The organism is Bradyrhizobium monzae (genome assembly GCF_021458635.1).
GTDB lineage: Bacteria > Pseudomonadota > Alphaproteobacteria > Rhizobiales > Xanthobacteraceae > Bradyrhizobium.
The window spans coordinates 53,036-68,378 of the sequence record NZ_JAIRDQ010000005.1; the positions used below are offsets into that span (position 1 = coordinate 53,036).

A 15,343-nucleotide genomic window follows, 5' to 3' on the forward strand; every position below is an offset into this window, starting at 1 on the left:
ATGACGACGCACGCGGTCTCGACCGATACGGGGCTCGACGCGCTCCTGACCTTGCTTCACCTGCAAGGCGTGGCGGCCGACCGCGATCAGCTCAGGCACCGGGCCGGCAACGCAAGTTTTGGCGCAGCGGACATCATCCGCTGCGCCAGATCTCTCGGCCTGAAAGCACGAACCTATCGTACCCAATGGAGCCGTCTGTCCGACAGCCCGCTGCCGGCGATCGCGATGCTGCGTGACGGCAGTTTCATGGTCATCGCCAAAGCGTCCGCCGACAAGGTGCTGGTGCAGTCACCGCAGGCGCAGCGGCCGGTGTTCATGGAGCGCGACGAGCTCTGCGCGCTCTGGGACGGCGGATTGATCCTGATGGCCCGGCGCGCCGGCCTATCCGACCTCGGACGCCGCTTCGATATCACCTGGTTCATCGGTGCGATCGGCAAATACCGGCGGCTGCTGGGCGAGGTGGTGGCGGCCTCGTTCTTCCTTCAGCTGTTTGCACTGGTCTCGCCGCTGTTCTTCCAGGTCGTGATCGACAAGGTGCTGGTGCACCGCTCGCTGTCCACGCTCGACGTGCTCGTCATCGGCCTCGTTGTCGTCTCGCTGTTCGACACCGTGCTCGGAATTTTGCGCAATTATCTGTTCTCGCACACGACCAACCGCATCGACGTCGAGCTGGGCGCGCGCCTGTTCAACCATCTGCTGGCGCTGCCGATGGCCTGGTTTCAGGCGAGGCGCGTCGGCGATTCCGTGGCGCGGGTCCGCGAGCTCGAGAACATCCGCAATTTTATCACCTCATCGTCGCTGACGCTTCTGATCGACCTGGTCTTCACCTCGGTGTTTCTGGCGGTGATGTTCGCCTATTCGCCGATGATGACCTGTATCGTGCTCGGGTCGTTTCCGTTCTACATCGCGATCTCGGCGGTGGCGACGCCGCTGTTCCGCCGCAGGTTGGAGGAGAAATTCCGCCGCGGTGCCGAGAACCAGGCGTTTCTGGTCGAGAGCGTCAGCGGCATCGAGACGCTGAAGGCGATGGCGGTCGAGCCGCAGATGCAGCGCCGCTGGGAGGAGCAGCTCGCCGGCTACGTCTCGGCGAGTTTTGGTGTCACCAGCCTCGGCAACACGGCGAGCCAGCTGGTGCAGTTCGTCAGCAAGGTGGTCACCGCCGCCATCCTCTATGTCGGCGCACGCCTTGTGATCGGGGACGCCCTGACCGTCGGCGAGCTCGTGGCGTTCAATATCTTTGCGGGCCGGGTCTCGGCGCCCGTGCTGCGGCTGGCGCAGGTCTGGCAGGATTTTCACCAGGCGCGGCTCTCGATCGCGCGGCTCGGCGACATCCTCAACAGTGCCGCCGAGCCGGCTTACTCCGCGGGCCGCGCCCGACTGCCGGCGCTGCGGGGCAATATCCACTTCGAGCATGTGGCTTTTCGCTACCGGCTCGACGGACCGGAAATCCTCCACGACGTCTCGTTCGATATTCCGGCCGGCCAGACCGTCGGCATTGTCGGCTCGTCGGGCTCGGGCAAGAGCACCTTCGCAAAACTGGTGCAGCGGCTCTACGTGCCGCAGGGCGGCCGCGTGCTGATCGATGGCATGGATCTGGTGATGACCGACCCGGCCTGGTTGCGGCGGCAGATCGGTGTCGTGCTGCAGGAGAACATGCTGTTCAACCGCTCGGTACGTGACAACATCGCGCTCGCCGATCCGACCCTGCCGATGGACCGTATCATGGAGGCGGCGCGGCTCGCAGGCGCGCATGATTTCATCCTGGAGCTGCCCGAGGGCTACGACACCGTCGTGGGCGAGCGCGGCTCGACGCTCTCGGGCGGGCAGCGCCAGCGCATCGCGATCGCCCGCGCGCTCGTGACCAATCCCCGCATCCTGATCTTCGACGAAGCCACCAGCGCGCTCGACTATGAAAGCGAGCGGATCATCCACGACAACATGAGGGACATCGCCAAGGGCCGCACCGTCCTGATCATCGCGCATCGTCTCTCCACCGTCCGCGGCGCCGACCGCATCTTCACGCTGGAGCGGGGACGTCTGGTCGAGGACGGCACGCATGACGCCTTGATCAGGAGCGGCGGCCGCTACGCCAGCCTGCATCGGCTCCAGGGAGGGATCTATGAGGTCGGCTAGCACCGCGCCGGCCAGCAAGCCGGAACAGACCGTCGTTCCCTTCAGGCAAGCCAACAGTCGTCGCGCGGAAGAAACCGCCTTCCTGCCCGCCGCGCTGGAGATCACCGAAAGCCCGCCGTCGCCGATCGGCCGCGCCATCGCGTTTGCGTTGATGGCCCTTGTCTGTGCGGCGCTCGCATGGTCGGCCTGGGGCACGATCGACATCGTGGCGTCCGCGACCGGCAAGGTGGTGTCGAGCGGGCGCAGCAAGGTGGTGCAGCCATTCGAGACCGGCGTGGTGCGCGCCATCCATGTGCAGGACGGGCAGGCGGTCAAATCCGGCGACGTGCTGATCGAGCTCGATCCGACCGTGAATGCTGCGGAGCGCGATCACCTGCACGACGACCTCATGGCCGAACGGCTGAACGTCGCGCGCCTTCGCGCCGCGCTGGCTGCGGGCGAAGACGGCCCCGCCAGTCTCATCCCGCCAGAGGATGCCGATCCCTTGCTGGTCGCGACGCAGCAGCAACTTCTCGCCAACCAAATCGGCGAGCACCGCGCCAAGCTCGCGGCCCTTGCAGGCCAGGAGGCGCAGAAGAACGCCGAGCAGCAGACCATCGCGGCCACGATCCACAAGCTGGGTGCATTGCTCCCCGTGACCGAGCAGCGCGTCGATATCCGCAGGACGCTGATGGAAAAGGAAATCGGCTCGAAGCTGACGTATTACGAGACGCTTCAGCTCCAGATCGAGCAGCAGGAGGAGCTCGGCGTCCAACGCAGCCACTTGAAGGAAGCCGAGTCCGCCGTCGCCGCGATCCGGGAGACCCGCATCCAGGCGGTGGCCGAGTATCGCAAGAGCCTGTCCGACGAGCTCGCCAAGAGCGAGCAGAAGGCCAATGGCCTCGCGCGCGATCTGATCAAGGCGCAGCAGCGGACCAAGCTTCAGCAGCTGACATCACCGGTCGACGGTGTCGTGCAGCAGCTTGCGGTCCATACCGTCGGCGGCGTGGTCACTCCGGCGCAGTCGCTGCTCGTGATCGTGCCGTCAGATACACGGCTCGAGATCGAGGCGATGATCTCCAACCGCGACATCGGCTTCGTCGAGGCCGGGCAGGGCGCCGCGATCAAGATCGACACCTTCAACTTCACCCGCTACGGCCTGCTGCAAGGCCGGGTCGTCAGCGTCTCGCAGGACGCCATCATGCGCGACCGTCCGCCGGAACGTGGCGACCGCGCGCCAGGGGCGCAACACGAGAGCAGCGAGCCCAACGGGCAGGAGCTCAGCTACAGCGCCCGCATCGCGCTCGATCGCACCCAAATGCAGGTGGAGGACCGCCTCGTCAGCCTGTCGCCGGGCATGGCGGTGACGGTGGAAATCAGGACCGGCTCGCGCACGATTTTGAGCTATTTGCTGTCGCCGCTGCAGCGCTACCGGCACGACATCATGCGGGAACGCTAGTTCGCAGCCTCGTCGAACTGCGCGCTTGCCTCGAGCCACTGTTCTTCCGCGCGCGCCAGCGCGTCCGCTGCATTCGCGCGCGCCTTCGACAGCTGCGCCGCCTGCTTGGGATCGCGGGTGAAAATGTCGGGCAGGGCGAGCGCGGTGTCGATCTTGGCGATGATGTCGCTGACACGCGCAATCTCGCTCTCGGCCTCCGCGATGCGCTTCTTCAGCGAGCCGCGATTGTCCGATTTCGGGCGCTGCGGCTTCTCGCTCGCCGTGCTGCGCTCCCGCGGGGCGGGCTCGGCGTTGCGCGAGGACAGCACCAGGCGGCGGTATTCGTCGAGGTCGCCGTCGTAATTGGTCACGGTGCGGTCGGCAACGATCCAGAGCTGGTCGGCGCAGGCCTCGATCAGATAGCGGTCGTGCGAGACCATGATGATCGCGCCGGGAAACTCGTTGATCGCTTCGGCTAGTGCTGCGCGGCTGTCGATGTCGAGATGGTTGGTCGGCTCGTCCAGGATGATCATGTTGGGGCCGTAGAACGTCGCGAGCCCCAGCAGCAGCCGTGCCTTCTCGCCGCCCGACAGCTTGCCGGCCTTGGTATCGGCCGCCTTGCCGGAGAAGCCGATGGCGCCGGCGCGCGCCCGCACTTTCGCCTCGGGCGCGTCGCCCATCAGCTTGCGGATATGGTCGTAGGCCGAGGCGTCCTCGTTCAATTCGTCGAGCTGATGCTGCGCGAAATAGGCGATCGACAGCTTGTCGGCGCGCGTCACCTTGCCGGAGAAGGGGGCGAGACGCGCAGCGAGCAATTTGACGAGTGTCGACTTGCCGTTACCGTTAGCCCCCAACAGAGCGATGCGGTCGTCATTGTCGATGCGTAGCGTCACGCGACTGAGCACCGGCGTTGCCGGATCGTAGCCGACGGACGCGTTGTCGACGGCGATGATCGGCGGCGACAAAATCTTTTCCGGCGCAGGAAACGTGATCTCGCGCACGTCCTCCGTCACCAGCGCCCTGATCGGCTTCAGCCGCTCCAGCATTTTGACGCGTGATTGGGCCTGGCGCGCCTTGGAGGCCTTGGCCTTGAAGCGGTCCACGAAGGCTTGCAGGTGCGCCCGCTCGGCCTCCTGGCGCTTGATCTGCTTGGCGTCGAGCAGCTCGCGCGCGGCGCGCTGCTCCTCGAAGGAGGAGTAGGTGCCCTTGTAGAGCGTGAGCTTGCCGCGCTCCAGATGCAGGATCTGGTCGACCGAGCTTTCCAGCAAGTCGCGATCATGGCTGATCACGATCACGGTGCGCGGATAATGCGCGAGATGGTCCTCGAGCCAAAGCGTGCCTTCGAGGTCGAGATAGTTGGTGGGTTCGTCGAGCAGCAGCAAATCGGGGGCCGCAAACAGCGTCGCGGCCAACGCGACGCGCATGCGCCAGCCGCCGGAGAATTCGGCGCAGGGGCGCAGCTGGTCGGCGGCGGAAAAGCCGAGGCCGGAGAGGATCGCAGCCGCACGGCTCGGGGCGGAGTGTGCGTCGATGTCGATGAGCCGGGTCTGGATCTCGGCGATCCGGTGCGGGTCGGTGGCGCTCTCGGCTTCGTGAAGCAGCGCGTCGCGCTCGAGATCGGCCTTCAGCACGACCGAAATCAGGCTTTCGGGGCCATTCGGGGCTTCCTGCGCCAGGCTTCCCACGCGCCAGCGCGGCGGGAGGGTCACCGAGCCGTGCTCGGCCGACAGCTCGCCGCGGATCACCTTGAACAGCGTCGATTTGCCGGTGCCGTTGCGTCCGACCATGCCGACCCTCGAGCCGGGCGTGATCTGCACGGAGCTATTGTCGATCAGAAGGCGTCCGGCGAGGCGGATGGAGAGGTCGGTGATGGAGAGCATGCGGCCTTGTCACCGCAGGCGGGATCAAACGCAACCCGATTTTTCGTCAATGCGACTCGCGTTCGCGCTTCCTCAACTCGTCCATCAGCTGCTCGAGATGCGTCGGGAGCCGGGGATCGGGACGAAGGCTTTGCTGAAGCCGCTCGCCTACGGCATCGCAGATCGAGCGGCTGGTGCGCCGGTCGATCTGTTCGCTCTCATTGGCAAAATGGCCAGCCATCTCAGGGTTCCGTGTCTGTAAAGTAACGACACGGTACCAAGTCATTGCACCCGAAATGGTTTCGCCGGGCATTGGGCATGTTGGCATTCTAGTAAAAATTGTATGAATTCGCCGTATCTGCACAAATACAAGGCCCCGGCGGGGGGAACGCCGGGGCCTCGCTTGGAAGGTACTGCAGGGGGGAACAGTACCTCAGGAAGGTAATATCGGTCTCAGTAGCAGCGGTTGACCAGCCGCCAGCGGGGTCCCCAGGGGGTCGGGACCAGCCGGCGCACATAGCAGCCGCCGTAACCGTAGGAGACGGGGGCGGCGTAGAAGCGCGGTCCGCCCCAGCCAAAGCCGCCGTGATGCCAGCCGCCACCGCCGTGCCAGCCCCAGCCGCCGCCATGCCAGTGAGCGGAGGCGGAGGTGGGAGCCAGCGCGGCACCCAGCGCGACCGCGGCAACTGCAGCGAGCGAAAGTTTCCTCAACATGGTGATCTCCTCAAAACTGCCGGCGCGCGGCTATCGCGTCGATGGAAAGGCCGCCGAAACGATCCGCCTCAGGGAAGGCTTTGGTTTCGATGGACCTGACGTTATGCCAGCGAGGCTGAACCAAACCCTCATGGGCCCTTCAGATTGGGTTCATCTGCGTGAAATCGTTGTAATCCATGTCGAAATCCGGCCCTTAACCTGCGGCGATGCGCCCGTGGGCCGTTCCGGCGGTCGCTTGCCGGATCGCGAAGGCGCCGATATAAGCCCCGCAACTCCGAACCACCCTTTTTCTCTTCAAGGACAAGATCATGGCCATCGAACGCACTTTCTCGATCATCAAGCCCGACGCGACCGCGCGTAACCTGACCGGCGCCGTGAACGCCGTGATCGAGAAGGCGGGCCTGCGCATCGTCGCGCAGAAGCGCATCCGCATGACCAAGGAACAGGCCGAAACCTTCTACGCCGTCCACAAGGCCCGCCCGTTCTTCGGTGAGCTCGTCGAGTTCATGACCTCGGGCCCGGTCGTGGTCCAGGTGCTGGAAGCCGAGGGCGCGATCGCCAAGTACCGCGACGCGATGGGCGCGACCGATCCGTCCAAGGCGGCCGACGGCACCATCCGCAAGCTCTACGCAAAGTCTATCGGCGAGAACTCCGCCCACGGCTCGGACGCCCCGGAGACCGCCGCGATCGAGATCGCGCAGTTCTTCTCGGGCAACGAGATCGTCGGCTGAGCTGTCGGCCGATAAGTTAAGTCGACGGGGCGAAAGGACTGATTGTGAACTGGCTCTGGCAGATCTTCGATCCCGCCACGATCGGGGTATTCCTCACCCAGTTCCGCAATGAGATGGCCGAACCGACCTTCTGGATTGCGGTCGGCAAGATCATTTGGATCAACGTCCTGTTGTCCGGCGACAATGCGCTGGTGATTGCGCTTGCCTGCCGCGGCCTGAAGCCGCGGCACCGGCTGTGGGGCATGGTGCTTGGCGCGGGTGCCGCGGTGCTGCTCCGGATCATCTTCACCGGCATTGTCGCGAGCCTGATGGAACTGCCGTACCTCAAGCTGGTCGGCGGCCTCGCGCTGGTCGTGATCGCGGCAAAGCTGCTGGTGCCGGAAAATGAGGACGAGGACGGCGTCGAGTCGGCCTCGCATCTGTGGCAAGCGGTTCAGATCGTCGTCGTCGCCGACATCGTCATGAGCCTCGACAACGTCATTGCGGTCGCTGCGGCGGCCAATGGCAGCGTGCCGCTCCTGGTGCTCGGCCTCGCCATCAGCGTGCCCCTGATCGTCGCCGGTGCGGCGCTGATCATGGCGCTGCTCTCGAAGCTGCCGATCTTGGTCTGGGCTGGTGCGGCGCTGCTTGGCTGGATCGCGGGCGAGGTGATCGCAACCGATCCCGGCATCGCGCCGAAGCTGCACTCGCTCTCCGAAGGTCCGTTCGGCGCCTCGCTGGACAAGATTCTCGGCAGCCTGCACGTCCCGCCGCAATTCGCCCATGGCGGCGGTGGCGCCGAATATCTCTGTGCCGCGCTCGGCGTCGTTGTGGTGCTGCTGGTCGGCTCGATCTGGCGCCGGCGCAAGCTGAGCCACGACGCCGCGCTCGAGCACGCAAAAGCTGCCGAATAAGCCTTATCTTTTGCGCATGATCTTCGCGCAAACGCGTTCCGCGTTTGTCGCGAGGGAAACCCGCTTCACGCTTTCCCGGATCATGCTCTAGCGCCGCACGATCGAACCGGATCGCCCGATCAGGCGGGCGAGCTGTTTGAAGCGGCTGCCGACGCGGTCGGCGACGAGGTCGCCGAGCCTGTGCTCGAACACCAGCATCAGATTGCGGCCCTGGCTGCGGAAATGCGTGGCGGGCAGGACGCCCGGGCGCGCCGCCGAGATCAGATGCGCGACACGGAACGCTGCGCCGAGGAGACGGGCGCGTTCGAGCTGGGCCGGCGTCAGCAGCTCTTGCATCGTGACCGGCGGCTGGTTCTCTTCGCTCAACCCGGCATATCGATAGAACACGGACAGGCCGACAAAGGCGCGCTCGGTGTGCGTGATTGCACCGAAATTGCCGTTGACGACAAGGCTCAGCGTCTGCTCGCCGCGATGGTCGGGATGCACGCGCCAGCCGATGTCGGAGAGCAGGCAGGCGGCGTGGCGAAGGCGGCGGTCTTCTTCGGTCTCGCGCAGCTTGACCACGCGCGCGAGGCGGTCGGTCCAGGCGATCAGCTCGCGCGCATGTTTGGCGGAGCGCGACAGCAGCTGGTTCAGCTCTTCCGCCGCGCAGATCAGCCCGTCCTTGTTGCGCTCGCTCTCCGACAGCTTCTCGTGCAGCAGGCCTTCGCGCACCCCGAAGGTCGAAAACACGATGGTCTTGGGCTTCGCCACGCGGATGATGTGCTCGAGCACCAGCGCGGCATAGGTGAGGAGAGGGCGCCGCGCATCCGCGACGACTTCGATGTCGGCGAGCATGTTGGCGGCTGCAAGACGACGCAGACGGCGCGAAAAGTCGAGCGCTTCGGCGGCCGAAATCGAATAGCCGTGCATCACCTGGAGCGGGTAGCCGCTCTGGATGATGTGGATGCGCGCGAGCGCGCGCCAGGTGCCGCCGACGGCATAGAAGCTGCGGCCGCTGCCCGCCTTGAGCTGCGGCACCTCGTCGATTGCGTCGCGTACGATGCGGTCGGCGCGCTTCAGCGATTTGTGCGCGAGGTCCTGCAGCGCGAGGCCGCCGAGCGGCAGCGTTACGCCGCTGCGCACGCTGTTCCCGCGCACGTCGATCAATTCGAGCGAGCCGCCGCCGAGATCGCCGACGATGCCGTCCGGGCGGTGAATGCCCGAGATCACGCCGAGCGCCGACAGCTTCGCTTCGCGCGGTCCGGACAGGATCTCGATCTTCACGGCGCAGATGCGCTCGGCTTTCGCGATGAAGTCGGGGCCGTTGGAGGCGTCGCGGCAGGCCGCGGTCGCGATCGCGAACACGCGGCCGACCTGCATCACGCGGCACAGCGCGCGAAAACGCTTCAGCGAGGTCAGCGCCTTGTCGACGGCATCCGGCGCGAGCAGGCCCGTGCTCTGCACCTCACGCCCGAGGCCGCACAGCGTCTTCTCGTTGAAGATCGGAATCAGGCTCCGTGTCAGTCCCTCGTAGACGACGAGACGAACCGAGTTCGAGCCGATGTCGATGACCGCGACGCTAGCGCCACGCTTGCGCGGCCGTTTCACGGCAAAAATCTCCGGTCAGGACTGATGGCGTTCGTTTCGGCGCGTGAGACGGCGCGGCGAGGATTCCTTGAGCGACTTTCCACGGCCAGACAGACTCGGATTTGTCATGAAGTAGTTGTGCACGTTGAAAGGCTCCTCGCCCTTCGCGGTCTTCATACGCGTTGAGGACCCATCCGGCAACAATTGCCAGCTCTGCTCGTTGTCCTTCAGGTTCGCGACCATGATCTGTTCGAGAACCTGCTGATGCACCGTGGGATTTTGCAGCGGACACAGCACCTCCACGCGGCGGTCGAGGTTGCGCGGCATCATATCGGCCGACGAGATATACACAGCCGCTTTCGCGCTCGGCAGGCCCTGGCCCATGCCGAAGCAGTAGATTCGGCCGTGTTCCAGGAAGCGTCCGATGATCGACTTGACGCGGATGTTCTCCGACAGGCCGGGAATACCGGGGCGCAGGCAGCAGATACCGCGGACCACGAGCTCGACCTGCACGCCAGCCTGTGACGCCTCGTAGAGCGCGTCGATGATATCGGGGTCGACCAGCGCATTCATCTTCATCCAGACCGCACCGGGCTTGCCGTGACGTGCGTGCTCGGTTTCGCCCTGGATGTGCTCGATGATGCGCTTGCGCAAGGTCAGCGGCGACACCGCCATCTTTTCCAGATCGCTTGGTGCGGCGTAGCCCGTGATGAAGTTGAACACGCGCGCGGCGTCGCGGCCGATGGTCGGTTCCGAGGTGAAGTAGGAGAGGTCCGTATAAATACGCGCGGTGACCGGGTGATAATTGCCGGTGCCGGTATGGACGTAAGTGGTGAGGCTGCCGCCCTCGCGGCGCACCACCATCGATAGCTTTGCGTGCGTCTTCAACTCGAGGAAGCCGTAGACGACTTGCACGCCGGCGCGTTCGAGGTCGCGCGCCCAGCGGATGTTGGCCTCTTCGTCGAAGCGCGCCTTCAGCTCGATCAGCGCCGTGACGGACTTGCCGGCCTCGGCCGCTTCGGCCAGCGCGCGCACGATCGGCGAGTTGTTGGAGGTGCGATAGAGCGTCTGCTTGATCGCAACGACATCAGGATCGCGTGCAGCCTGTTGCAGGAACTGCACCACCACGTCGAAGGATTCGTAGGGGTGATGGACGACCAGGTCCTTCTGGCGGATCGCGGCAAAGATGTCGCCGCCATGCTCGCGCACGCGCTCCGGATGACGCGGCACGTATGGCGTGAATTCGAGGTCGGGCCGGTCGAGCCGGGTGAGCTGCGAGAGCTCGTTCATGGCGAGCACGCCGTCGACCAGGAACACCTCATCGTCGGCCGCCGACAGCGCGTGCTGCACGAAGTTGCGCAGCTGCTCCGGCATCTTGGCGTCGATCTCGAGCCGGATCACCGATCCGCGGCGGCGGCGCTTCAGCGCGGTCTCGAACAGGCGGACGAGATCTTCGGCCTCTTCCTCGATTTCGAGCTCGGAGTCGCGGATGATGCGGAAGGCGCCCTGGCCGTGGAGATTGTAGCCCGGGAACAGGCGATTGATGAAAAGGCCGGTCACCTGCTCCAGCGAGATCAAGCGCACCACCTTGCCGTCGCCCGGCAGGCGGATGAAGCGGTCGATCTTGCCGGGCATGCGGATCAGCGCGTTCATCTGCTTGCCGTCGATGGCACGCGTGAGCTGCAGCGCGATGGTGAAGCCGAGGCTCGGGATGAACGGGAAGGGGTGGGCCGGATCGATCGCCAGCGGCGTCAGCAGCGGGAACACGTTGCTGAGGAAATAGTCCTCGAGCCAGGTCCGCTCCGCCTTGGTGACCTCCTTGCCTTCGACCAGCCCGATGCCGACGTCGGCGAGCGTGCCGCGCAAATCGGCCCAGATCGCCTGCTGGTCGGATGCGAGTTGCGAGACGGTTCGGTTGATCAGCGCGAGCTGCTCGGACGGGGTCAGGCCGTCGGGGGCGCGCTCGGCGATGCCCTCGCGGACCTGCGCCTTGATGCCGGCGACGCGGACCATGAAGAACTCGTCGAGGTTATTTGCGGAAATCGAAAGGAATCGCACCCGCTCCAGCACGGGATGGCTCGGATTGACCGATTCTTCCAGGACGCGGCGGTTGAAATGCAGCCAGGAGAGCTCGCGATTGATGAATCGCTCAGGACTCGATGCGATCGCCGGCACGCTCTCGGCTTCCGTGGCTTTCTCTTTCGTTTCAACAGCTTGCGCGGAATCCATGAGAAGTCGGTCCATCCAGTTCGCCCCAATTTGCGACTTGCGCGCAAAACCGGCCGGAGCATGTGTTAGCGCGATGACGTTTCGATGACATTGATGTTCCGCCGCCTCGCCGCGTCAAGCGGGCGCAAAGGGGCTCAACGGGGGCTGATGGTCAGACGTCCCGGAGCAGCTCGGCGGCCAGCGCCCGGGTGACGGGGCGGCCGAGCCGCAGGGCCTCGCCGTCGAGCAGCTCCACGGCGCGCCGGGCGGCGGCCGACGACCGCTCCAGCCGGGTCGCGAGGTAACTCACCACGCTTTCGTCCACGGAGAGCTGGCGGTCGGTGCAGAACTTGACGATCAGGCCGCGGAACAGCTGGTCGTCCGGCGGCGCCAGCGAAATCACGGGAATCGTCCGAAGCCGGGAGCGGAGATCACGGAGCTCGACGTCGATCGCCGCCGGCGCCTCGCGGCCGGTGAAAAGTACATAGGCGCCGTCCTCGCGCGCGAGGTTCATCAAATGGAAGAGGGCGCGCTCGTCGAAATCCCTGGCCTTGAGATCTTCGACCACGAGTGCGCCGGTCGCGAGTGCGCCGGGGACAGTGGTGGCACTAAGGGCGTTGGCCGTCGTCGAGCGAGCCCCGGCCTCCCCAGCCCAGATCGCGGCCAGATGGCTCTTGCCTGAACCTTCGGGGCCGGCCAGCCACATGATCCGGTTCGGCCATTCCGGCCAACCGTCGATCAGAGCGAGGCCGGCGGCATTGGCAGGGCCCTCGAGGAAATTGTCCCGGCTGAGGCTCTCCGCATGCGGAAGCGAGAACGCCAATTGTCGGGGTTGAACGCGGCCTGCCACGCTTGCTTTGCTCCGTGCCGGCGCGCCGGCTTGGTTGGAAGAGATTCGAGATATCCGGCGGGAGTTGGCCTTTTGCGGGGCCGTATCCCCGTCATTTGGCTTCGATCGTGCTCATGTGCCGCAACCACTCGACGAGATAGAGCGATACGGAAGAGAGCGTGAAGATCGTCACCAAGCCCATCAGGATGACATCATAGGGCGCCGGCTTGAAGCCGAAGGCAAGCGCGGCCAGCACCAGGGCCGCGTAGGCGACCTGTGCGGCTGTGTTTAGCTTGGATACTTTCGACGGCCGCATCTCGACCGGCTTGTCGAACAGCCAGGATACGATCACCGCCGAGACGATCATGATGTCGCGGGAAACCACCAGGATCACGATCCAGCGCGGGATGTCGCCCCAGATCCCGAGCGACAGGTAGATCGACACCAGCAGCGCCTTGTCGGCCAGCGGGTCGAGCAGGGCGCCGAGCTCGCTCGTCATGTTGAAGCGCTTGGCTAGGAAACCGTCCACGGCGTCGCTGATGCCCGCGATCAAGAAGACGGCAAACGCCACCTCCATTTGGCTCGACACGATGGCCCAGACGATAATCGGGACCAGCATGATGCGGCCCAGGGTAATGATGTTCGGAATACTCACGCGGCGCTTCCCGGCACCCGGTCTGACCTCGAAATCCAGCCCCTTTGAGGGCTGAACCGGTTGATATCTCTACATAGTATAGGGCGGGGCGCCACGCTTGCCATTGCGTGTCCCCGGAATTCGACGTAACCAGCCGCAAACCCACTGGAAATCCGGCATGACCGACCGCAAAAACGGCCTTACTTACGCCGATTCAGGCGTCGATATCGACGCGGGCAACCGCCTGGTCGACCTGATCAAGCCGATGGTGCGCGCCACCGCACGGCCCGGCGCCGACGCCGAGATCGGCGGATTCGGCGGCCTGTTCGACCTCAAGGCGGCCGGCTTCAAGGACCCCATCCTGGTCGCGGCCACCGACGGCGTCGGCACCAAGGTCAAGATCGCGATCGAAACCGGTCTGCATGGCGGGATCGGTATCGACCTCGTGGCCATGAGTGTCAACGACCTCGTGGTGCAGGGCGCCGAGCCGCTGTTCTTCCTCGACTATTTCGCCTGCGGCAAGCTCGACCCGGAGGCGACCGCCTCGATCGTCGCCGGCGTCGCCGAAGGCTGCCGCGAGTCCGGTTGCGCCCTGATCGGTGGCGAAACCGCCGAAATGCCTGGCCTCTACAAGGACGGCGACTACGACCTCGGCGGCTTTGCCGTCGGCGCCGCCGAGCGCGGCACGCTGCTGCCGCGCAAGGACATTGCCGCAGGCGACGCCGTGATCGGCCTAGCCTCGTCGGGCGTGCACTCCAACGGCTTCTCACTGGTGCGCAAGATCGTGGAACAGTCGGGCCTCGGCTTCGAGGCGCAGGCGCCGTTCGCGCCGGTGATGACGCTCGGCGGCGCGCTGCTGACGCCGACGCGGCTCTACGTCAAATCCTGTCTGCGCGCGATCCGCGAAACCGGCGCGGTGAAGGGCCTCGCCCACATCACCGGCGGCGGCTTTACCGACAACATTCCGCGCGTACTGCCCGCACAGCTTGGCGTCGGTATCGATCTGGCGCGCCTGCCGGTGCTGCCGGTGTTCAAATGGCTGGCGGCGCAAGCCGGCATCGCCGAGCTCGAAATGCTCCGGACCTTCAACTGCGGCATCGGCATGATCGCGATCGTCGAGCCCGAGAAGGTCGACGAAGTCGTGCGGGTCTTCACCGATGCCGGCGAGACCGTGGCGCAGCTCGGCACCGTGATCCCGGCCGAGGGCGAGCATCGCGTCGTCTATAACGGCCATCTCGACATGGCGCTGTGATGACTGGCGCTGTGATGAAGCGCCGCGTCGCCATCCTGATTTCCGGCCGCGGCTCCAACATGTCCGCGCTGATCAAGGCAGCGGCTGCTGCGGATTTCCCGGCAGAGATTTCGCTCGTCATCTCGAACAAGGCCGATGCGCTCGGGCTCGAACGGGCCAAGGCGGCCGGTGTGAAAACGCTGTTGATCGAGAGCAAGCCGTTCGGCAAGGACCGCGCCGGCTTCGAGCAGGTGCTGCAGGCCGCCCTCGACCAGCACGGCATCGAGCTGATTTGCCTCGGCGGCTTCATGCGCCTGTTCACCGCCGAATTCGCCAGGGCCTGGTACGGGCGGATGCTCAATATCCATCCCTCGCTGTTGCCGTCGTTCCCCGGCCTCGATCCGCACGGCCAGGCCTTGCGCGCCGGCGTCAAGTTGTCCGGCGCGACGGTGCACTTCGTGATCCCCGAGACCGATGCGGGCCCGATCGTGATGCAGGGCGCCGTTCCCGTCAGCGATCACGACACCGCGGACACGCTGTCGGAGCGCATCCTCGAAGTTGAGCACCGCATCTATCCCGCCGCGCTGAGCCTGCTTGCGACCGGCAAGGTCAAGATCGAGGGCGACGTCTGCAAAACCGCGGGCAGTTCAGCGTCGGAGAATTTTTTGGTTGCGCCGGTGGCGAACTGAAGCGCGGCCGCGTTTCGTCGCCCCCAAACAAAACCCCCGGCAGAGCCGGGGGCAACGTCATGATCTCTCGCGCTTTGGCTTTGAGAGAAATCAGGAGACCTTGAGGTTTTCCGCGGAGGCTTTGCCGCGGTTCTCCACGAGGTCGTATTCAACCACCTGGTTTTCATTGAGGGTCGAGAGTCCGGCGCGCTCGACGGCGGAGATGTGGACGAACACGTCCTTGTCGCTGCCGTTCGGCTTGATGAACCCGTAGCCCTTGGTCGGGTTGAACCATTTGACGGTGCCCTTTTGTGGCATCGTAGTCTCCTCCGCTAGATACAAAAAAGACGCGGCCGCTTTTCGCGTGCCACGCCACAAACGGGCTTCCGGTAGTCTGTTCGAGTCTTGAGTCTCAATGTCGCGAAACGCACAGCCGAGCGCCAATTCCGATTGTGTG

At 65.2% G+C, this 15,343-nt stretch carries 15 protein-coding genes; 7 read left to right on the forward strand and 8 right to left on the reverse strand.

Annotated elements, in window-relative coordinates:
• On the forward strand, nucleotides 1-2,133 hold the full coding sequence (locus K3F49_RS19510) for a type I secretion system permease/ATPase (protein WP_234682575.1): 2,133 nt from the start codon (nucleotides 1-3) through the stop codon (nucleotides 2,131-2,133).
• Nucleotides 2,120-3,571 carry an HlyD family type I secretion periplasmic adaptor subunit gene (locus K3F49_RS19515; RefSeq protein WP_234682576.1) on the forward strand — a complete coding sequence of 484 codons (1,452 nt, stop codon included), beginning with the start codon at nucleotides 2,120-2,122 and terminating at the stop codon, nucleotides 3,569-3,571. Before K3F49_RS19510 ends, K3F49_RS19515 begins: the two co-directional genes overlap by 14 nt.
• Here K3F49_RS19515 and K3F49_RS19520 read toward each other — a convergent pair.
• The 3 genes from K3F49_RS19520 to K3F49_RS19530 form a co-directional block, all read right to left on the reverse strand.
• Complete coding sequence (locus K3F49_RS19520) at nucleotides 3,568-5,430, reverse strand: ABC-F family ATP-binding cassette domain-containing protein (protein ID WP_234682577.1); 1,863 nt, start codon at nucleotides 5,428-5,430, stop codon at nucleotides 3,568-3,570. The genes K3F49_RS19515 and K3F49_RS19520 overlap by 4 nt on opposite strands.
• Nucleotides 5,431-5,476: 46 nt before the next feature.
• The gene (locus K3F49_RS19525; RefSeq protein WP_234682578.1) at nucleotides 5,477-5,650 is read right to left on the reverse strand and encodes a hypothetical protein; all 174 of its coding nucleotides are present in this window, start codon (nucleotides 5,648-5,650) and stop codon (nucleotides 5,477-5,479) included.
• A gap of 212 nt (nucleotides 5,651-5,862) precedes the next feature.
• Nucleotides 5,863-6,123, reverse strand: coding sequence for a sulfur globule protein precursor (locus K3F49_RS19530; RefSeq protein ID WP_234682579.1), 261 nt, complete (start codon nucleotides 6,121-6,123; stop codon nucleotides 5,863-5,865).
• Here K3F49_RS19530 and K3F49_RS19535 point away from each other — a divergent pair.
• The 3 genes from K3F49_RS19535 to K3F49_RS19545 are packed head-to-tail and all read left to right on the forward strand — an operon-like array spanning nucleotide 6,122 to nucleotide 7,747.
• Nucleotides 6,122-6,484: a hypothetical protein gene (locus K3F49_RS19535; RefSeq protein ID WP_234682580.1), complete on the forward strand. Its 363-nt coding sequence runs from the start codon at nucleotides 6,122-6,124 to the stop codon at nucleotides 6,482-6,484. The genes K3F49_RS19530 and K3F49_RS19535 overlap by 2 nt on opposite strands.
• On the forward strand, nucleotides 6,432-6,854 hold the full coding sequence (gene ndk / locus K3F49_RS19540; RefSeq protein ID WP_027535388.1) for a nucleoside-diphosphate kinase: 423 nt from the start codon (nucleotides 6,432-6,434) through the stop codon (nucleotides 6,852-6,854). The genes K3F49_RS19535 and ndk overlap by 53 nt, the downstream gene beginning before the upstream one ends.
• Nucleotides 6,855-6,898: 44 nt before the next feature.
• The gene (locus K3F49_RS19545; RefSeq protein ID WP_234682581.1) at nucleotides 6,899-7,747 is read left to right on the forward strand and encodes a TerC family protein; all 849 of its coding nucleotides are present in this window, start codon (nucleotides 6,899-6,901) and stop codon (nucleotides 7,745-7,747) included.
• Between the two features lie 87 nt (nucleotides 7,748-7,834).
• Here the strand turns inward: K3F49_RS19545 and ppx are convergent, their stop codons facing one another.
• The 4 genes from ppx to K3F49_RS19565 form a co-directional block, all read right to left on the reverse strand.
• Nucleotides 7,835-9,337: an exopolyphosphatase gene (ppx, locus tag K3F49_RS19550; RefSeq protein ID WP_234682582.1), complete on the reverse strand. Its 1,503-nt coding sequence runs from the start codon at nucleotides 9,335-9,337 to the stop codon at nucleotides 7,835-7,837.
• Between the two features lie 15 nt (nucleotides 9,338-9,352).
• Entirely contained in the window at nucleotides 9,353-11,545 is a 2,193-nt protein-coding gene (locus tag K3F49_RS19555) for an RNA degradosome polyphosphate kinase (protein ID WP_234683004.1), read from the reverse strand.
• A 151-nt stretch (nucleotides 11,546-11,696) separates the two neighbouring features.
• Nucleotides 11,697-12,374, reverse strand: coding sequence for a P-loop NTPase family protein (locus tag K3F49_RS19560; protein ID WP_234682583.1), 678 nt, complete (start codon nucleotides 12,372-12,374; stop codon nucleotides 11,697-11,699).
• Between the two features lie 91 nt (nucleotides 12,375-12,465).
• The gene (locus K3F49_RS19565) at nucleotides 12,466-13,008 is read right to left on the reverse strand and encodes a CDP-alcohol phosphatidyltransferase family protein (protein ID WP_234682584.1); all 543 of its coding nucleotides are present in this window, start codon (nucleotides 13,006-13,008) and stop codon (nucleotides 12,466-12,468) included.
• A 157-nt stretch (nucleotides 13,009-13,165) separates the two neighbouring features.
• Between K3F49_RS19565 and purM the strand changes: the two genes are divergently transcribed.
• Both purM and purN read left to right on the forward strand, forming a co-directional pair.
• Nucleotides 13,166-14,239 (forward strand): phosphoribosylformylglycinamidine cyclo-ligase, encoded by a 1,074-nt coding sequence (purM, locus tag K3F49_RS19570; protein WP_234682585.1) that lies wholly within the window; start codon nucleotides 13,166-13,168, stop codon nucleotides 14,237-14,239.
• 14 nt (nucleotides 14,240-14,253) lie between these two features.
• Nucleotides 14,254-14,907, forward strand: coding sequence for a phosphoribosylglycinamide formyltransferase (gene purN / locus K3F49_RS19575; protein ID WP_234683005.1), 654 nt, complete (start codon nucleotides 14,254-14,256; stop codon nucleotides 14,905-14,907).
• 90 nt (nucleotides 14,908-14,997) lie between these two features.
• Here the strand turns inward: purN and K3F49_RS19580 are convergent, their stop codons facing one another.
• Entirely contained in the window at nucleotides 14,998-15,204 is a 207-nt protein-coding gene (locus tag K3F49_RS19580; RefSeq protein ID WP_007591938.1) for a cold-shock protein, read from the reverse strand.
• Between the last annotated feature and the right edge of the window lie 139 nt (nucleotides 15,205-15,343).

What these genes read in the sequence shown, in the direction of transcription:
- K3F49_RS19510 (WP_234682575.1), top strand. Translation starts at nt 1, where the DNA reads ATGACGACGCACGCGGTCTCGACCGATACGGGGCTCGACGCGCTCCTG.
- K3F49_RS19515 (WP_234682576.1), top strand. Translation starts at nt 2,120, where the DNA reads ATGAGGTCGGCTAGCACCGCGCCGGCCAGCAAGCCGGAACAGACCGTC.
- K3F49_RS19520 (WP_234682577.1), bottom strand. Translation starts at nt 5,430, where the DNA reads ATGCTCTCCATCACCGACCTCTCCATCCGCCTCGCCGGACGCCTTCTG.
- K3F49_RS19525 (WP_234682578.1), bottom strand. Translation starts at nt 5,650, where the DNA reads ATGGCTGGCCATTTTGCCAATGAGAGCGAACAGATCGACCGGCGCACC.
- K3F49_RS19535 (WP_234682580.1), top strand. Translation starts at nt 6,122, where the DNA reads ATGGTGATCTCCTCAAAACTGCCGGCGCGCGGCTATCGCGTCGATGGA.
- K3F49_RS19530 (WP_234682579.1), bottom strand. Translation starts at nt 6,123, where the DNA reads ATGTTGAGGAAACTTTCGCTCGCTGCAGTTGCCGCGGTCGCGCTGGGT.
- ndk (WP_027535388.1), top strand. Translation starts at nt 6,432, where the DNA reads ATGGCCATCGAACGCACTTTCTCGATCATCAAGCCCGACGCGACCGCG.
- K3F49_RS19555 (WP_234683004.1), bottom strand. Translation starts at nt 11,545, where the DNA reads ATGGATTCCGCGCAAGCTGTTGAAACGAAAGAGAAAGCCACGGAAGCC.
- purM (WP_234682585.1), top strand. Translation starts at nt 13,166, where the DNA reads ATGACCGACCGCAAAAACGGCCTTACTTACGCCGATTCAGGCGTCGAT.
- purN (WP_234683005.1), top strand. Translation starts at nt 14,254, where the DNA reads ATGAAGCGCCGCGTCGCCATCCTGATTTCCGGCCGCGGCTCCAACATG.
- K3F49_RS19580 (WP_007591938.1), bottom strand. Translation starts at nt 15,204, where the DNA reads ATGCCACAAAAGGGCACCGTCAAATGGTTCAACCCGACCAAGGGCTAC.